General features: G+C 58.6%; 14 protein-coding genes. 11 read left to right on the top strand and 3 right to left on the bottom strand.

Annotated features, from left to right (window positions below; genetic code table 11):
• Positions 1-34: 34 nt before the first annotated feature.
• The 4 genes from QP995_RS06375 (at position 35) to QP995_RS06360 (ending at position 4514) form a co-directional block, all read left to right on the top strand.
• On the top strand, positions 35-1585 hold the full coding sequence (locus QP995_RS06375; RefSeq protein ID WP_070605729.1) for an AI-2E family transporter: 1551 nt from the start codon (positions 35-37) through the stop codon (positions 1583-1585).
• A 79-nt stretch (positions 1586-1664) separates the two neighbouring features.
• Positions 1665-2819 (top strand): DUF6542 domain-containing protein, encoded by a 1155-nt coding sequence (locus tag QP995_RS06370; RefSeq protein ID WP_284853034.1) that lies wholly within the window; start codon positions 1665-1667, stop codon positions 2817-2819.
• A 107-nt stretch (positions 2820-2926) separates the two neighbouring features.
• Positions 2927-4162: an exodeoxyribonuclease VII large subunit gene (gene xseA, locus QP995_RS06365; RefSeq protein ID WP_284853033.1), complete on the top strand. Its 1236-nt coding sequence runs from the start codon at positions 2927-2929 to the stop codon at positions 4160-4162.
• A 61-nt stretch (positions 4163-4223) separates the two neighbouring features.
• On the top strand, positions 4224-4514 hold the full coding sequence (locus tag QP995_RS06360) for an exodeoxyribonuclease VII small subunit (RefSeq protein WP_284853032.1): 291 nt from the start codon (positions 4224-4226) through the stop codon (positions 4512-4514).
• Positions 4515-4632: 118 nt separating this feature from the next.
• Here the strand turns inward: QP995_RS06360 and QP995_RS06355 are convergent, their stop codons facing one another.
• Positions 4633-5262: a DUF4245 domain-containing protein gene (locus QP995_RS06355; RefSeq protein WP_005510716.1), complete on the bottom strand. Its 630-nt coding sequence runs from the start codon at positions 5260-5262 to the stop codon at positions 4633-4635.
• A gap of 370 nt (positions 5263-5632) precedes the next feature.
• On the opposite strand from QP995_RS06355, the gene glpX reads away from it, so the two are divergent.
• The 5 genes from glpX (at position 5633) to QP995_RS06330 (ending at position 12221) form a co-directional block, all read left to right on the top strand.
• Positions 5633-6658, top strand: a complete 1026-nt coding sequence (gene glpX / locus QP995_RS06350) for a class II fructose-bisphosphatase (protein WP_005510610.1) — start codon at positions 5633-5635, stop codon at positions 6656-6658.
• A 163-nt stretch (positions 6659-6821) separates the two neighbouring features.
• Positions 6822-8222: a class II fumarate hydratase gene (locus QP995_RS06345; RefSeq protein ID WP_016423173.1), complete on the top strand. Its 1401-nt coding sequence runs from the start codon at positions 6822-6824 to the stop codon at positions 8220-8222.
• Between the two features lie 227 nt (positions 8223-8449).
• Positions 8450-9745, top strand: coding sequence for a TIGR01777 family oxidoreductase (locus QP995_RS06340; protein WP_272707935.1), 1296 nt, complete (start codon positions 8450-8452; stop codon positions 9743-9745).
• Positions 9746-9937: 192 nt separating this feature from the next.
• Positions 9938-10633, top strand: a complete 696-nt coding sequence (locus tag QP995_RS06335; protein WP_049172273.1) for a TetR/AcrR family transcriptional regulator — start codon at positions 9938-9940, stop codon at positions 10631-10633.
• Complete coding sequence (locus QP995_RS06330) at positions 10623-12221, top strand: MDR family MFS transporter (protein ID WP_049172271.1); 1599 nt, start codon at positions 10623-10625, stop codon at positions 12219-12221. Before QP995_RS06335 ends, QP995_RS06330 begins: the two co-directional genes overlap by 11 nt.
• Before the next feature lie 30 nt (positions 12222-12251).
• Here the strand turns inward: QP995_RS06330 and QP995_RS06325 are convergent, their stop codons facing one another.
• Both QP995_RS06325 and QP995_RS06320 read right to left on the bottom strand, forming a co-directional pair.
• Positions 12252-12884 carry a GNAT family N-acetyltransferase gene (locus QP995_RS06325; protein WP_016423177.1) on the bottom strand — a complete coding sequence of 211 codons (633 nt, stop codon included), beginning with the start codon at positions 12882-12884 and terminating at the stop codon, positions 12252-12254.
• A 64-nt stretch (positions 12885-12948) separates the two neighbouring features.
• Complete coding sequence (locus QP995_RS06320; RefSeq protein WP_049172269.1) at positions 12949-13701, bottom strand: type 2 periplasmic-binding domain-containing protein; 753 nt, start codon at positions 13699-13701, stop codon at positions 12949-12951.
• A 40-nt stretch (positions 13702-13741) separates the two neighbouring features.
• On the opposite strand from QP995_RS06320, the gene QP995_RS06315 reads away from it, so the two are divergent.
• Entirely contained in the window at positions 13742-14134 is a 393-nt protein-coding gene (locus QP995_RS06315; protein ID WP_042389451.1) for a DUF5997 family protein, read from the top strand.
• A gap of 50 nt (positions 14135-14184) precedes the next feature.
• Positions 14185-14979, top strand: a complete 795-nt coding sequence (locus tag QP995_RS06310) for an alpha/beta fold hydrolase (RefSeq protein WP_284853031.1) — start codon at positions 14185-14187, stop codon at positions 14977-14979.
• Positions 14980-15029 lie beyond the last annotated feature (50 nt).

The raw sequence follows: 15029 nt of genomic DNA, 5'->3' as shown, positions 1-15029 counted from the left end.
CCCCCTATCCCCTGCGAACCCCCATAATGAATATGTGAGCAATAAACCCAATGAAGGCGAAGAGCGGACTGCGCAGTCCGAAAAAGACGCTATCGATCACGTAATGGGATCGGAGCCTCTGCGTATAGAACAGTCTCTGTCTATACCCTCCGACGCCCATAAGTCAGCGGCAACGCAACCGGATTTGCCGGAAGATGCTGAAAACCTCGATGAGCTTATGAGCGAAAACGACTCCGAGTCCATCGACCGCGCCGACGTCATCGGCGAGGGCGCCCGGTGGTTCGCAGGTTGGTGTCTGCGCTTCCTCATCACAGCAGCGGCGCTGTACGTCAGCGCTATGATTCTGGGAAAGATTTGGGCTGGCGTTCTGCCGATTTTGTTGGCCCTGATTGTCTCCACGGTGCTGGCCCCGCCCGCCGTGTTCCTGATGAAACACCGCTGGCCCCGCGCACTCGCCGCACTGACGGTCATCCTAGGCGCGGTGGCGGTGCTTGGCGGCGTTGTCGCGTTCCTCGCCCCGACTGTGCAGTCGCAGTTCCCAGAATTGCGTCGCCAGTTCACCGACGGCATTCAGGAAGTCCAGAACATCATTCAGGCCCCGCCATTTAACGTCAAGGATGAGCAGATTCTCGATGCTCTGGACCAGGGGTCCACATGGCTTCAGGAGCGCTCCGGCGATATCGCCAACACAGTCTTCCAAGGCATCTCGGTGGTCTCCTCGGCCGCCGTAACCTTGATGGCAATGTTGGTTCTGACGTTCTTCTTCATCAAGGACGGCCAGGACTTCCTGCCATGGCTCCGCCGCCTGACCGGACGTCGTCTCGGCTGGCACCTCACCGAGGTGCTCACCCGCTCCTGGAACACGCTGTCGGGCTACATCCGCACGCAGGCTATCGTTTCGCTTATCGACGCGGTCTTCATCGGTGCCGGTCTTGCAATTTTGAATGTGCCGCTGGCAATGGTTCTGGCCGTGGTGACTTTCTTCGCTGGCTTCATTCCTATTGTCGGTGCGTTCACCGCCGGCTTCATTGCAGTGGTAGTCGCACTCGTCGCCAACGGCCTGACTACAGCAATCCTCGTATTGCTCATCATCATTGCTGTCCAGCAAATCGAGGGCAACATCCTCTCCCCAATCCTGCAGGCCAAGGCTATGGACTTGCACGCCGCAATCGTCCTGCTGGTCGTTCTGCTCGGTGGCGGTATCTTCGGCATCATCGGCGCCTTCCTGGCGGTGCCAGTCACCGCAGTCGTCGCGGTCTGGTTCCGCTACCTCGGCGACCTCACAGATTTGCGTACGGGCGACAAGACCGCAAAGGACATCGAGTTCGCCACGGACGCCGGATCGATCTCGGGTATTCAAATTGAAGCTGCCGGCCGTGCGATGCGCGACCGACTGGCTTCGTTCCGCCTGGGCAGTGACGACTCCGACAGCTCTGCAGAGAGCGCCGTGAAGGCAGATGCTCGCACCGCCGGTAAGGTTTCCCCCGATGCTGGTCCGACCAAGCAGGAAGAGGGAACGATGACCAAGGCCTTCCATAAAGTCTCTGAAGTGGTCTCCGGGTCTTTCTCTAAGAAAAAGAAGTAAGGCGAAATTTTAAGACACGGGCGAGCCCACATACCGGGCTTGCCCGTATTATCACTAATAACCGGTAGGATACGCATTCGTGTCGAACAGATCAGCAATAACCCGTAAAGGCAGTGGAAACAAACCCCTGCTTCCACGCGTGCCAATGTTTGTGCCGCCGTTGCTGATGCTTCTAGCTGGCGTTATTGGTTTGCTCTTTTCTGTTCCCAACGGTTCGATTGGCAAGCCCTACTTCATTGCTTTTGCCGTGGCTGCTGTGGCCGGAACACTGTTGGTGGTTCCTCGCGGTCTGGTAGTTACCGTCGCTCAAATCCCCATTTTGTTCGCGCTTGTCACCTTTTTCACAGCGTGGTTTACCGGTTCTCTCGCCGATCCTGAAAATGGTGGCGCGACCGCGACAACCTCTAAACGCGCTCGCCTGGTGACCTCGGCATATCCCATCATCCAGCAGTTCCCGTGGCTGCTGGTCTTGATGATTATCTGTGTCATCATCGCAGTGTGGCGTTACCTCGAAATCACCCGCACCCAGGAGAAATCCCTCAACACCCAGCGCAAGGTCGCTAAACAACGCCAGCACCGTGACGAAGCCGCTGTCGAATCCAGCTCTCAGGTTCGCCGTCGTCTCGCCGAATCTGATCGCCGGGTCGCCTCTCGCACCCAGGAACGTCCTGCTTCACGACGTCCCGCTGCGGACATTATCCGAGATGCCGAAGCTCGCCGCCAGGCGCGCCAGCAAGCTGCACGCTCTCGGCAGGAGACTTCTCGTTCTGGTGCCCGACCTGCAGCGAACGCCAACTCGGCATCGCGCAACGCCGAGCAACTGCGTAAGCGACCAGTTGACCGTTCTGGGGAGCGTGCCCAGCAGCGCTCGAATTTCGCACAGCGGGCTCAGCAGCCAACCTCCCGTTGGCAGTCTCGCTCGCATCCGGGGCAGGCGCAGTTCACTCAGGATTCCACTTCGCCGAACTCGACTAGACAGCAGCCTCGTCGTCCGATTGAAAGGCCAAACGCACCGCAGCGGCCAACGCCAGAGTTTCCCCGTCGTCAAGCGGCAGGAACGGCACGGATGTGGGGAGAACAGTCCTCGCCGGAGTCTCCGTCCGAAAAGTCTCAACAGAGCCCCGCACGCCAAGTGGGCAACCACCGCCGCACCGAGGAGTGGCCACCGCGACAGCAGCGCCCTCGCCAGGAGCGGATAACCGGCCGCGATAGCAGGTCTCGTTACCGCAAGTAACTCGGGCTTGCACTTTTACCGTCACAGTTGCCCACAGGCAAATTTAGCCTGTGGGCAACCTGCGTTTATTAGCAGGGCGATCCGCCCCATCGTGTAAGTGTTGATGTATGTCGAAATTGGAAACGTCGGCCGAGAAACCGGTTCAGGTTCGGCGCCTGAACCAGTTAGTCAAGGACTATATTGAGCGCCTTGGACAGATTTGGGTCGAGGGGGAAATCGCCCAGGTCAACTCCAAGCCGAGTTGGAAGCTCTCCTACATCACTCTGCGTGACACCTCCGCGGAGTTTTCGGTGTCGGTGACTTGTTCTACTGCGGCACTGCGTAATAATCCGTTGCGCAACGGCGACCGCGTAGTGGTTTTGGGCAAGCCTGCGTTTTATGCCGGGCGGGGGCAGTTTTCCCTGTGGGCTACGGAGTGGAGGCCCGTAGGTTTGGGGCAACTATTGGCACGGCTGGAACAGCTGCGCCAGGCGCTAGCGGCGGAAGGCCTTTTTGATCCACGGCTGAAACGCCCTCTGCCCTACCTCCCCAACAAGATCGGGTTGATTACCGGTCGCGGTTCGGCAGCTGAACGCGATGTGCTTTCGGTTGCGGGTGCCCGCTGGCCTGAGGCGGATTTCCGGGTAATCAACACAATTGTGCAGGGAGCCAAGGCTGTTCCGGAGATTATTGAGGCTCTGGCACAGCTCGACGCCGACCCGGAGGTCGATGTCATCATCGTCGCCCGTGGCGGTGGCAGCGTCGAAGATTTGCTGCCCTTTTCAGATGAGGCGCTGATTCGTGCGGTGAGTAAGGCGACAACACCGGTGGTTTCTGCGATTGGACACGAGCCGGATACTCCGCTGTTGGATTACGTCGCTGATTTACGTGCTGCCACACCTACGGATGCAGCGAAGAAAACAGTGCCCGATGCTGCTGAGGAACGCCGCCTAATTGCACAGCTGCGTGAGCGCTCCTCAGCATCTCTGCGGCGATGGGTTGACCGTGAAGTAGCGACCCTGCGGGATTTGACGTCGCGGCCGGTACTGCGCGATCCGCTCACTCCCATCCGCGTGCGTGAAGAGTTTGTCACGGCGCAGGTGGATCGGCTGCGTTTTCTCATTCACCGCAGTCTAGAACGCGAGGAAGCAGCGGTATCGGGATTGCGCGGCAAGGTCTCAGCACTTGGCCCCTCTGCCACACTCGCTCGCGGCTATGCCATCGTGCAGGCACAATCGGCTACTCAGCCAGAACCACAGATTGTGACTTCTATTACAGATGCTCCGATGGGTTCCCAACTGCGAATTCGCGTCAGTGACGGTTCCATCTCTGCAGCGACGCTAGCTACGAAGCCGGCGAATTAATAAGCACTGACTTTTCCAACCTTGAAGCTTTAATTACTAGATGTGAAGGACGTATTCGCTAATGAATGACAATGTTTTCGGCGCGGGTCAGGCTCCCTCTTCGGAGGAACAGGTACCGGTTGAGAACCTGAGCTACGAGCAGGCGCGAGATGCGCTGGTCGAGACCGTCAAGCTCCTAGAACTCGGGCAGATGAGCCTGGATGAATCCCTGGCGCTGTGGGAGCGAGGCGAGGCGCTGGCCCGCCGCTGCGAGGAGCATTTGGCTGGCGCCCGGGCAAAGGTTGAAGCCGCCTTGGCCAGCAAGAATCAGGATGCCGCGGCTTCGGCCGAGAATGGGAGTGGTGAGGACTAAAAAGAGACGAGAAACGATCGTCGGTTCATATCGTTTCTCGTCTCTTCGCTGATAGCTGAGTTCAGCTATTTTATGGCTCTAGTCGGGATTACCACTCCAGGTGAGTGCTCGACTCGGCCTACTTTGCTGGTGCCGACGGCATCTCGGACGCAGTCGGCTGCGGCTGTGACGAATCCGGCATTGTCGCGTCCGGATCGATTGGCTCGGCCTTCTGCATAGCCGCCGCCAACTGTGTGAACTCCTCGTCGTTGGCAGTGCCCTCGATAATTGCGCGGGAGTCACCGAGGTCCCCAACCCATACGCGACGCACGTTGTCCTCAGCCGGCTCATACTTAGTCCAGGTTGTACCTTCCACGTCAGTAGTACCGTCCCGGAGACGGTTCTTACCATCATCCGGCAGCTGACCTGCTTCCGCATCTGTTTGCGTGACCTGAATGAATGCTCCGCTAGCGGTGACATAGCCAATAATGGTCGTCTGCTTCCCCGCCGCCATACCCGCGCGGGTCGAGTTTGAAGTCCAGCCCTCAGGCACCTTCGGCAGGCGAACTGGATAGTCCACGCGCCGAGCCTCCACGTTCACGAATGGGGCAGCATCGACTTCGTGCACCGGACCGTTTTCCGGCTTCCCGGGGTTAAAACTGCACAGGCCGGTAAAGCCAATGGTGACAGCCACCGCAAGAAACATCACCACGAGGGTGAGAATCATGTCTCGACTGTCCTGCAAAATCCTAGGTTTCTCATTCGCCACGCGCTCAAGTATGCCAAAGGCCCCGCAACGAACCTAGTCATCATTCGCACCCGCACAGCTGCAGCTAGCAATACTTGATGACGGACGCTGTCGACGTCGTCAAGCGAACTGACACCGGAACAAACTTTTGATAACCGCGTGATGTGGGGGTTTAGCCCTGAAACTCCCCCCACTTTGGCGCTGCGTCCACCCCCGAACACCAAAAAGGTGGAACACTAGTAACAGATGCAAAGGCGCTAAAACTGATGCGCCAAACATCAATCAATAGAAATTGTTGCAACGCTAAACCCCAGTTTCCTGGCGTGGCGTCTCCCAGCACATTCTCAAACCTCAAAAGAGTTCTAAAAAACCACGGAAGGGCCAGAAGTCAATGAACGCCTCGAATCCTGAAGCACCAGATCGCAACCTTGCGATGGAGCTCGTCCGAGTTACTGAGTCCGCTGCACTGGCAGCTGGTCAGTGGGTCGGTCGTGGTCAGAAGGAAAAGGGCGACGGCGCTGCCGTCGATGCCATGCGTCAGCTCATCAACACCGTGGCTATGAACGGTGTCGTTGTTATTGGCGAGGGCGAAAAGGACGAAGCCCCGATGCTGTTCAACGGCGAAAAGGTCGGCAACGGCCAAGGTCCGGCCGTTGACATCGCGGTTGACCCGATTGACGGCACGACTCTGATGGCAGAGGGCCGCCCGAACTCTATCGCTGTTCTTGCTGCTGCAGACCGCGGCTCCATGTACGACCCGTCGGCTGTGTTCTACATGGATAAGATTGCTGTTGGCCCGGAGGCTGCCGGCAAGATTGACATCGAGGCTCCAGTTGAGCACAACATCAAGGTCGTTGCTAAGGCCAAGGGGCTGCGTCCGGAAGATGTCACTGTTGTCGTGCTGGATCGCCCGCGCCACGCTGACATGATTCGTGACATCCGCGAAGCTGGCGCCAAGGTTCGACTGATTGGCGATGGTGACGTTGCTGGCGCTGTTGCCGCAGCTCAGAACACGAACTCGGTCGATATCATGATGGGCGTCGGCGGCACCCCAGAAGGTGTCATCACCGCATGCGCCATGAAGTGTATGGGCGGCGAGATCCAGGGCAAACTGCACCCGCGCGATGAGGCTGAAATTAAGAAGGCTCTCGACGCTGGGCACGATCTTTCTCGTGTTCTGACCACCGATGACCTGGTCGCATCCGACAACTGCTACTTCGTTGCCACTGGTGTCACCAACGGCGACATGCTGCGCGGTGTCGCTTACCGCGGTAACGGCGCGTGGACCCGCTCGCTGGTTATGCGCTCCAAGTCCGGCACCATCCGCCGCATCGAGGCTTTCCACTCCCTGGAGAAGCTGCGCAAGTACGCCAGCATCGACTACGGCAAGGGCGAGATGCCTGACATCGATCTGTAAGTAACTACCCCTTTAGTGGTGCCCTCAGGGCACCACTTTTTTAACAAACTGATTCATACTTGAAGATGAATGCGCTAACGGTTCTGCATCGCATGAAAATTGCATGCGCAATGAGGGGCCGTTCTGCGCGCACTCAAGTTCCCCTAACTGAAAGAGGCAACGAATGACAGAGCAGCAGTTCCGCATCGAGCACGACACCATGGGCGAGGTTAAGGTTCCGGTTAACGCCCTGTGGCGCGCACAGACTCAGCGTGCAGTTGAGAACTTCCCGATTTCCGGCCGTCCGCTGGAGTCTGCACAGATTCGCGCTATGGGTCTGCTGAAGGCAGCTTGCGCCATCGTCAACAAGGAGCGCGGCCTGCTGTCTGCTGAGCAGGCAGATGCCATCGTCGCCGCTGCCAAGGAAATTGCCGAAGGCAAGCACGATGCTGAGTTCCCGATTGACGTCTTCCAGACCGGTTCGGGCACTTCTTCCAACATGAACACCAACGAAGTCATTGCGTCCATCGCAAAGGCCAACGGCGTTGAGGTTCACCCGAATGACCACGTCAACATGGGTCAGTCTTCCAACGACACCTTCCCGACTGCCACTCACGTCGCAGCAACCGAGGCAGCTGTCAAGGACCTCGTCCCGGGACTGAAGGTTCTGCAGGAGTCCCTGGCTAAGAAGGCCAAGGAATGGGAGACCGTTGTTAAGTCCGGCCGCACTCACCTGATGGACGCTGTCCCGGTGACCCTGGGTCAGGAGTTCTCCGGTTACGCCCGCCAGATTGAGGCTGGCATTGAGCGCATCGAGGCCACCCTGCCGCGTCTGGGCGAGCTGCCAATCGGTGGTACCGCTGTTGGCACCGGCCTGAACACCCCGGCGGACTTCGGTGCCAAGGTCACCGCTGAGCTCGTCGAACTGACCGGCATCAAGGAGCTGCGCGAGGCTCAGAACCACTTCGAGGCTCAGGCTAACCGCGATGCCCTGGTCGAATTCTCCGGCGCTATGCGCACCGTCGCAGTCTCCCTGAACAAGATCGCTAACGACATTCGCTGGATGGGCTCCGGCCCGCTGACCGGCCTTGCTGAGATTCACCTGCCGGATCTGCAGCCGGGTTCCTCCATCATGCCGGGTAAGGTCAACCCGGTTCTGTGCGAGACTGCCACCCAGGTCGCAGCGCAGGTTCTGGGCAACGACACCGCTGTTGAGTTTGCTGGCGCTAACGGCGCATTCGAGCTGAACGTCTTCATCCCGGTCATGGCACGTAACGTGCTGGAGTCCGCTAAGCTGCTGGCGAACACCGCACGCGTCTTCGCCGAGAAGCTGGTGGACGGCATCGAGCCGAACGTTGAGCGTATGAAGACTCTGGCTGAGTCCTCCCCGTCGATTGTGACCCCGCTGAACTCCGCCATCGGCTACGAGAACGCAGCTAAGGTCGCTAAGACTGCTCTGAAGGAAGGTAAGACCATCCGTCAGACTGTTATCGACATGGGCTTCGTCGACGGCGAGAAGCTGACCGAGGAAGAGCTGGACAAGCGCCTCGACGTGCTGGCAATGGCCAACACTGATCGTGACTAGTTCTTTCTGAACTCGAAGGTGTGAGAGCACCTTACGCATAAGACCCCGTAGTCTCACTTCGCTGAAAGACTTCGGGGTCTACTATTTTTCCTTAACGTCGGACAAGTTTCAGAGAGTGACTAACTATTCCCACCTATCGCCACACCATCGCATTTCCTCGCCGTTGCGTCGCCGAGTGGTTCTCCCGCCCAGGCGCTGTCACCCGCCTAACACCGGGGCTTCTCCCGATGTCACCGAAATCCGAATCCGCCAACCTCGCCGACGGCACGACCGTATTCTCCATGCCGGCTGGCCTCAAATGGATTGCACGTCACGACCCGGCCGGTTTCCTCCCCGGCCAGAGATTCATTGACGAAGTCACCAGCGAGCCCTTTCGCCGCATCACGGGGTGGAAGCACACCCACGTTCTCTCCGATACTCCGCTTGACGACGGCAGCGCTGGCACGGTTTTAGAGGACACCGTTGACACCAAGGTTCCGGTACCCGGGTTGGATTCGATGTTCGCCTACCGTGCTACGAAGGTTGCTGGCGACCTTGCGGCCGTCGATAGGCTTTCGGAGTATTTGGGGCATGTGCCGGAGCCGCTGACAGTGGCGATCAGTGGAGCTACGGGGACCGTCGGAACGCAGCTGCGCGCGCTACTGACCACGGCCGGACATGAGGTGATTTTGCTGGTGCGCTCACGTGAACAGACGGGTGTGGACAAGCGATATTGGGATACTGCGGCACCCGCAGCTGACTTGCTGGAGGGAGTCGACGCGGTCATCCATCTGGCCGGCGCACCGATTGCGGGGCGCTTCACGGAGGCGCATCTTCGAAAGGTTCGCCATTCCCGTGTCGAACCAACGCGAGCTCTGGCAAAGCTCGTTGCATCTACTGACAGCGTGAAGGTCGCGGTTGGAGCGTCGGCGGTGGGGTTCTACGGTGCGGATCGTGGCCCAGAGGTGCTCACCGAGGACGCTGGCCCTGGCGCGGAAGCGCAGCGTTACGACGGCAGCGCCGCCGCGGACAGTCTCTCGGCTATTGTGCGCGATTGGGAAAATGCATGGGATCCCGCTCGCGATGCAGGCAAGCGGGTCGTAAACGTCCGCACTGGTCTCGTGCTTGCTGGTGGCGGCGGTCTCTTGCCGCTACTAGCGGGCGTGGTGTTCACCGGGCTTGGAGGCAGATTGGGGTCGGGCGAGCAGTGGTTCCCGTGGATTGCTTTGGACGACCTGTTGGACATCTATCACCGGTCGTTGGCAGATTCCGGCCTTGCCGGACCTGTCAATGCGGTGGTGCCACTGGCTTTCGGAGTGAATAATGCGGAGTTCACGAGGGTATTGGGAGAGGTCTTGCACCGCCCGACGGCGGTTCCGATTCCTTCACTGGGGCCTGCAGTACTGCTGGGCAAACGCGGTGCTGCGGAGTTGGCTCTCGCGAATCAGAGAGTAGAGGCAGCAGCGCTGCAAAAGGCGGGGCACAGGTTCCGCTTCACTTCGCTTAACGACGCCCTGCGCCACGAGCTATTGAAGGAGAGGTAGCCTTCCACCGTGCCTACACAAAACACGAAGGTTGTGTAATTGAATGGCGCGTTGCGACTATCAACAACCCGACCCCTGCGCCTGAGTCCACGGCATCCTGAACAACCCAAAGATGCTCTCTGCATAGGTACTTAAACACCTGTTGACTCATCAACTTGCCATCACATTGCACTAGGTGTAACTTTGCACCTCGTGCAAATTGATGAGAATACCTATCACAGATTGGATCCGGGCCAACACCCCGAGTGCGGTCTCCGGGAGCTCAAAAGGTTTCAAACACACTGCGCTTTGGCCGATGCCGCGACCGCCCTTGTGTTGGATCGCGGATACGACCAAGTCAACATCGAAGACATCTGTCAGCGGGTCAATATCAGTCGACGCACATTCTTCAATTACTTCGACTCCAAGGATCAAGCCATCTTCGGCAACGGCATCATGTCATTCGATGCTGACGATGAAGAGGTATTCCTCGCCCAAATTCACCAAGACCCCATCGCGGACATGCTCGATTTCATCGAGAAAAAGCAGCAATCCCAGCTACTCCGATATAAAGAGCTGGGGGCAACCGAAGAGTTTCACCGTCTGCTCAAGGAGCGTATCCGCGAGATTTTGCGCAATGAGCCAAAGCTATCGACGGTTGTCATTTCGAATTTTGGCAACTCAATGCGCCGCGTCCGTTCTGCCTTTGAGCGCTATTTCGAGATGAATCCACAGTCGCGCACGCACCCCGAGCTGCCCGTCGGGCACGAGGTAGCACTGTCGGTCGGTTTCGTCCGCGAATGCGTGCTGTACTCATCGGCTCATCGGGACGAATTCACAACAGATACACCGCTTCACGACGCCGCCGACGTCGTTAAAAATTTCTGGAGGAGGAATAGTGACAGCTAGCAACACCACTGCTCAAGATCAAACCGACACCACGGTTTCTGACAACAAGTCCCACTTGGGAATCATTTTCTTCGCGCTCATTCTCACTATGCTGATGAGCTCGCTGGGGCAGATGATTTTCGCCACTGCCCTGCCGACCATCGTCGGCGAGCTCGGCGGAGTTGACCACATGTCGTGGGTTATTTCTGCATTCCTGTTGGCACAGACTGTGGCAATGCCGATTGTCGGCAAGCTCGGTGACATGATTGGGCGCAAGGGCCTGTTCATGATGGGCATCGCGCTGTTCATGGTCGGTTCCGTCATGGGTGCAATCACCAACTCCATGAGCCTGCTCATCGCCGCCCGCGCTTTTCAGGGATTTGCTGGCGGTACATTGATGGTTTCCTCACAGGCCATCCTGGCCGAGGTTATTCCCGCACGCCAGCGCGGTAAGTACATGGGCATCATGGGTGCTGTGTTCGGTCTGAGTTCCGTGCTGGGACCAGTGCTGGGAGGCTGGTTCACCGACGGCCCGGGCTGGCGCTGGGGCCTGTGGATCAACGTCCCGATGGGCGTGGTTGCACTATCGGCAGCTGCGGCCTTCCTGAAGCTGCCCCGACGCCAGAGTGAAGGAAACTTCGACTACATCGGCACGATGTTCTTGACTGCCGCTGCCTCGACGCTAATTCTCACCACCACGTGGGGCGGTACACAGTACGACTGGAACTCCGGGGTCATCATCTCGCTTATCGTTGCCTCTGTCGTTTCCTGGGTGCTGTTCTTCCTCACCGAGACTCGCGTTTCCAACCCACTGATTCCGACGCACTTGTTTAATAACCGGAACTTCGTGCTCACGACTGTGTCGGGTCTCATTCTGGGTATCGCGATGTTCGGCACTATGGCCTATATTCCGACCTACCTGCAGATGGTGCACTCAATGTCACCGACCGCTGCAGGTTTGATGATGACGCCGATGATGGTCGGCATGCTGCTCACCTCAATTGGCGTTGGCCAGATTATTTCGCGGACTGGTAAGTATCGCTTCTACCCCTTCGTCGGCCTGATGATTATGGCTGTCTCCCTCTACTTGCTGTCCACGCTGGAGACCACCACCCCGCTGTGGCAGGTTGGTGTGTACCTGTTCATCATGGGCTTCGGCCTGGGCACCGGCATGCAGGTTCTAGTTCTCATCGTGCAGAACTCCTTCCCGGTCGCGATGGTCGGTACCGCTACCGCTGCGAATAACTTCTTCCGCCAGATTGGTGGTGCGGTCGGTTCCTCCATTGTGGGTTCGATTTTCATCCACCGCATGAAGGACCTGGCAGGCGAACGCGTTCCGGCTGCTGTCGAACAGATCAAGGCCGCATCACCGGAGGCTGCAGCAGAGTTCGCAAAGCAGATGGGCCCGGAGGGCTTTTCCTCTAAGTCGATTGGTTCACTGACGCCGCATGTGCTGGATAGCATGCCGGCGCCAATCCATGAAGCGCTGATCTCCAGCTACAACGATGGTTTGACGCCGATCTTCTTGGTACTAATGCCAGTGATTATTCTGGCAGCAATCATTGTGTTCTTTGTTCGCGAGGATCCGTTGAAGGAAACCGTCGAATAATTAATTCGCGGGAGCCGCGGCTCCCGGCAGCTATGCCCCCACCTGGCCGTCGGCGCGGTCGAGCTTGTCCAGAATCGGACGGTTCGGCTCACCGGCGGCTTCTGCTTCTTCCTGGACGCGCTTCAGTGCGCGCTCCTCTGGCTTTTCCAGGAGCTTTTCCAAAATAATGACATCGCGCCACTGCCCCGCCATTGGGCCGTAGGTCATCTTTGCCATGTGGTGGTAAATCCCCACTTCACGGAAGCCGAGCTTTCGATGCAGCTTTAACGATCCCACATTCTCCGGGAAGACCCACGAGTGAATCGACCAGCAGTCGAGCTCCGTGGCATCGTCGATAAGCTTCTGCAGCAGCGTCGCCGCCAGCCCCATGCCCTGCCCGTCAGGATGGACGTAGATGGAGTCTTCGATGACGCCATTGAAAATCGGGCGCTTGGATACCGGCGCTGCCGATGCCCAAGCCAGAATCTTGTCCGGGTTTTCTGCGTCGACGGCGACGTAACACAAATCCACTCGTTTGAGTGCGATGAATTCGTCCCACTCGGGAGCGGAGTGCTCCCAGGACGCGTGCCCCGTATCCAGGCCAATCTCGTAGATCTCTTGGATTTGTGGATAGTCCTCTTCACGCATCATTCGAATCGTGAAATCGCGCTTCTTTTCAGCCATAACTACAAGTGTGGCTAATTTTTCCGCGCACGTCGAACGAAACGGCAAAAATATTGTAAAAAGATTACTTTCGCCTGCGCGGTCGACCGCTTCCACCGCTGCTTCGACGCCCGCTACGGCTACTACGCGCATGCTTTACGACGGCCCCAGCGCGCTGCCGGCGGGCTTGCTTAGCAAGCGTCTTTTCTCGGGCCGACAACTTCTTTGGAGCTTCATCAGCCTTCTTGCGCCCCAACTGCGTGCGCGTCGAGCCCTCCCTGCGCCCCTGGACAATGCCGACGAACTCCTGCCGGAGCTCGTCGTCCTCTACTTTCGGCCACACCAACCAAATAGCTGTCCGAGACAGCGGTTCCGTGGCGCCTTCCTCGGCCACCAAGTTCGATGAGGCCACCGCCTTCTTCGACAGCGCCTTCAAAATCGTGCGAGGTCCCACCACGACACCTGCACCAGTGGCCGCAACGGGCAGCATCTGTCGCAGCTCATCCGGATCCACGGAGGTCAACAGCACAGTTTCGTCCGCCAACAGCTCCTCCGGCACGGACTCTGTGAGGGAGAACACGTGCTCTTTCTCGAAGGCCACGCCCCAGGCTTCGTCGTAAAGCCGGATGCGATGGAGCGACTCGGGCAGCGAGCTTTCGGACTCTAACCGAACCAGCGCCATGTCAGCGGCGCCGCCGACCAGGTCGGACATCGGATCGTCGGCGGCGTGGGTGTGCAGTGTTGCCGGAATTCGATCCCTAAAGCGGCGAAACCACTTCTCGGGACTGGTGCCGGTGGCGAACACGATGCGCAGGACGGCGGGTTCAGGAGTCGACATACTCCGCAAGGTTACTCGAATGGGTGCTAGCGTTGAACCCATGAAACCCCTAACCGCAGCCAAAAAACTTGGCATTTTCCTCCCGGCCACACCCGAGGAATTTCGCACTGGTGAGATTTCGCACGCGCAGTTTGCCGAACTGCAATCCAATCCGCCGGAATGGCTCGCTGAGCTACGCCGCAACGGACCGCACCCGCGTCCAGAAGTTGCCCGCAAGCTGGGCATCACTATCACGGCGTTGAAGAAGAACGACATGGACAAGCCGCTGACAACGGCGGAGATTAAGGATTTGCTCGAGCAGATGCCGGAGTGGCTGGAGGCCGCTCGTGAGTCCATGGCGAAGCAGCGCGTGGAAGCCGCTGAGGCAGAGGCCAAGAAGGACGACGGCCCTGGTCGGGCTGCCGCTGAAGCTGCTCGCAACGCCGAGAATTAGCAGACACAGCTGGCACAGCTGACACAGCCAACACCTTCAAGGAGGATCTCGTGGCCATCGACTACACCGCACATGCAATCAACCACAAGGACAACGGTACGGTTGTCCTGATTGGCTCGCTGGGCACCACACAGGAGATGTGGGAGCCCCAGGTAGCCGCTTTGAGCGAAAAGTACCAGGTCATCACGCCAGATGTCCGCGGCCATGGCGATTCCCCTATCCCCGAGGGTGAGTGGGACATGAGCCACTTGGCCGCCGACATCATCGAGGTCCTCGATGAGGAGGATGTTGACCGTGCACATTTTGTGGGACTATCTCTCGGCGGCGCTATCGCCCAGACCATCGCACTAGAACACGCCGATCGCGTGGTCAGTCTGACACTGTCGTCGACGGCGCCGAAATTCGGCACACCCGAGGCCTGGCAGGAAAAGGCCCAGCTCGTGCGCGACAAGGGCACGGTCGCACTCGCCGACACTGTCGTCCGCAACTGGTTTACCGACGAGTGCTTCGACACTACCCCTGAGCTCGCCGCCCGCTTCCGCGACATGATCGCAGATTGCCCCGATGACGGCTACATCGGCGCCTGCGGAGCACTCTCTCGCTTCGACACCCGCGAGCGCCTCGCCGAGATCACCGCTCCGACGCTGGTCATCGCCGGCAAGCAGGACACCTCTACGTCTCTCGACGTCGTCACTTCGCTTCACGACGGCATCGCGGGCTCGACCATGGTCGTCATTTCGCCGGCCAAGCACCTGCTCAACCAGGAAACCCCGGAGTACTACAACTCGGCCCTGCTGGCGCACATTGATGGGATTGCCGGGTTAAGTAGCAAAAAGTGTGTCTGACTTTCAGCATTACTGCTGATTAGGCTGGGTAAATCGGGCGGATATAAGCA

Origin of the sequence: Corynebacterium sp. MSK032, from assembly GCF_030232065.1 — a bacterium.
GTDB lineage: Bacteria > Actinomycetota > Actinomycetes > Mycobacteriales > Mycobacteriaceae > Corynebacterium > Corynebacterium jeikeium_D.
The sequence above is the reverse complement of the archived record's forward strand: the minus strand, read 5'-3'. Positions and strand labels throughout refer to the sequence as shown.

What these genes read in the sequence shown, in the direction of transcription:
- QP995_RS06315 (WP_042389451.1), top strand. Translation starts at nt 13,742, where the DNA reads ATGAAACCCCTAACCGCAGCCAAAAAACTTGGCATTTTCCTCCCGGCC.
- QP995_RS06320 (WP_049172269.1), bottom strand. Translation starts at nt 13,701, where the DNA reads ATGTCGACTCCTGAACCCGCCGTCCTGCGCATCGTGTTCGCCACCGGC.
- QP995_RS06360 (WP_284853032.1), top strand. Translation starts at nt 4,224, where the DNA reads ATGAATGACAATGTTTTCGGCGCGGGTCAGGCTCCCTCTTCGGAGGAA.
- QP995_RS06325 (WP_016423177.1), bottom strand. Translation starts at nt 12,884, where the DNA reads ATGGCTGAAAAGAAGCGCGATTTCACGATTCGAATGATGCGTGAAGAG.
- QP995_RS06345 (WP_016423173.1), top strand. Translation starts at nt 6,822, where the DNA reads ATGACAGAGCAGCAGTTCCGCATCGAGCACGACACCATGGGCGAGGTT.
- xseA (WP_284853033.1), top strand. Translation starts at nt 2,927, where the DNA reads ATGTCGAAATTGGAAACGTCGGCCGAGAAACCGGTTCAGGTTCGGCGC.
- glpX (WP_005510610.1), top strand. Translation starts at nt 5,633, where the DNA reads ATGAACGCCTCGAATCCTGAAGCACCAGATCGCAACCTTGCGATGGAG.
- QP995_RS06340 (WP_272707935.1), top strand. Translation starts at nt 8,450, where the DNA reads ATGTCACCGAAATCCGAATCCGCCAACCTCGCCGACGGCACGACCGTA.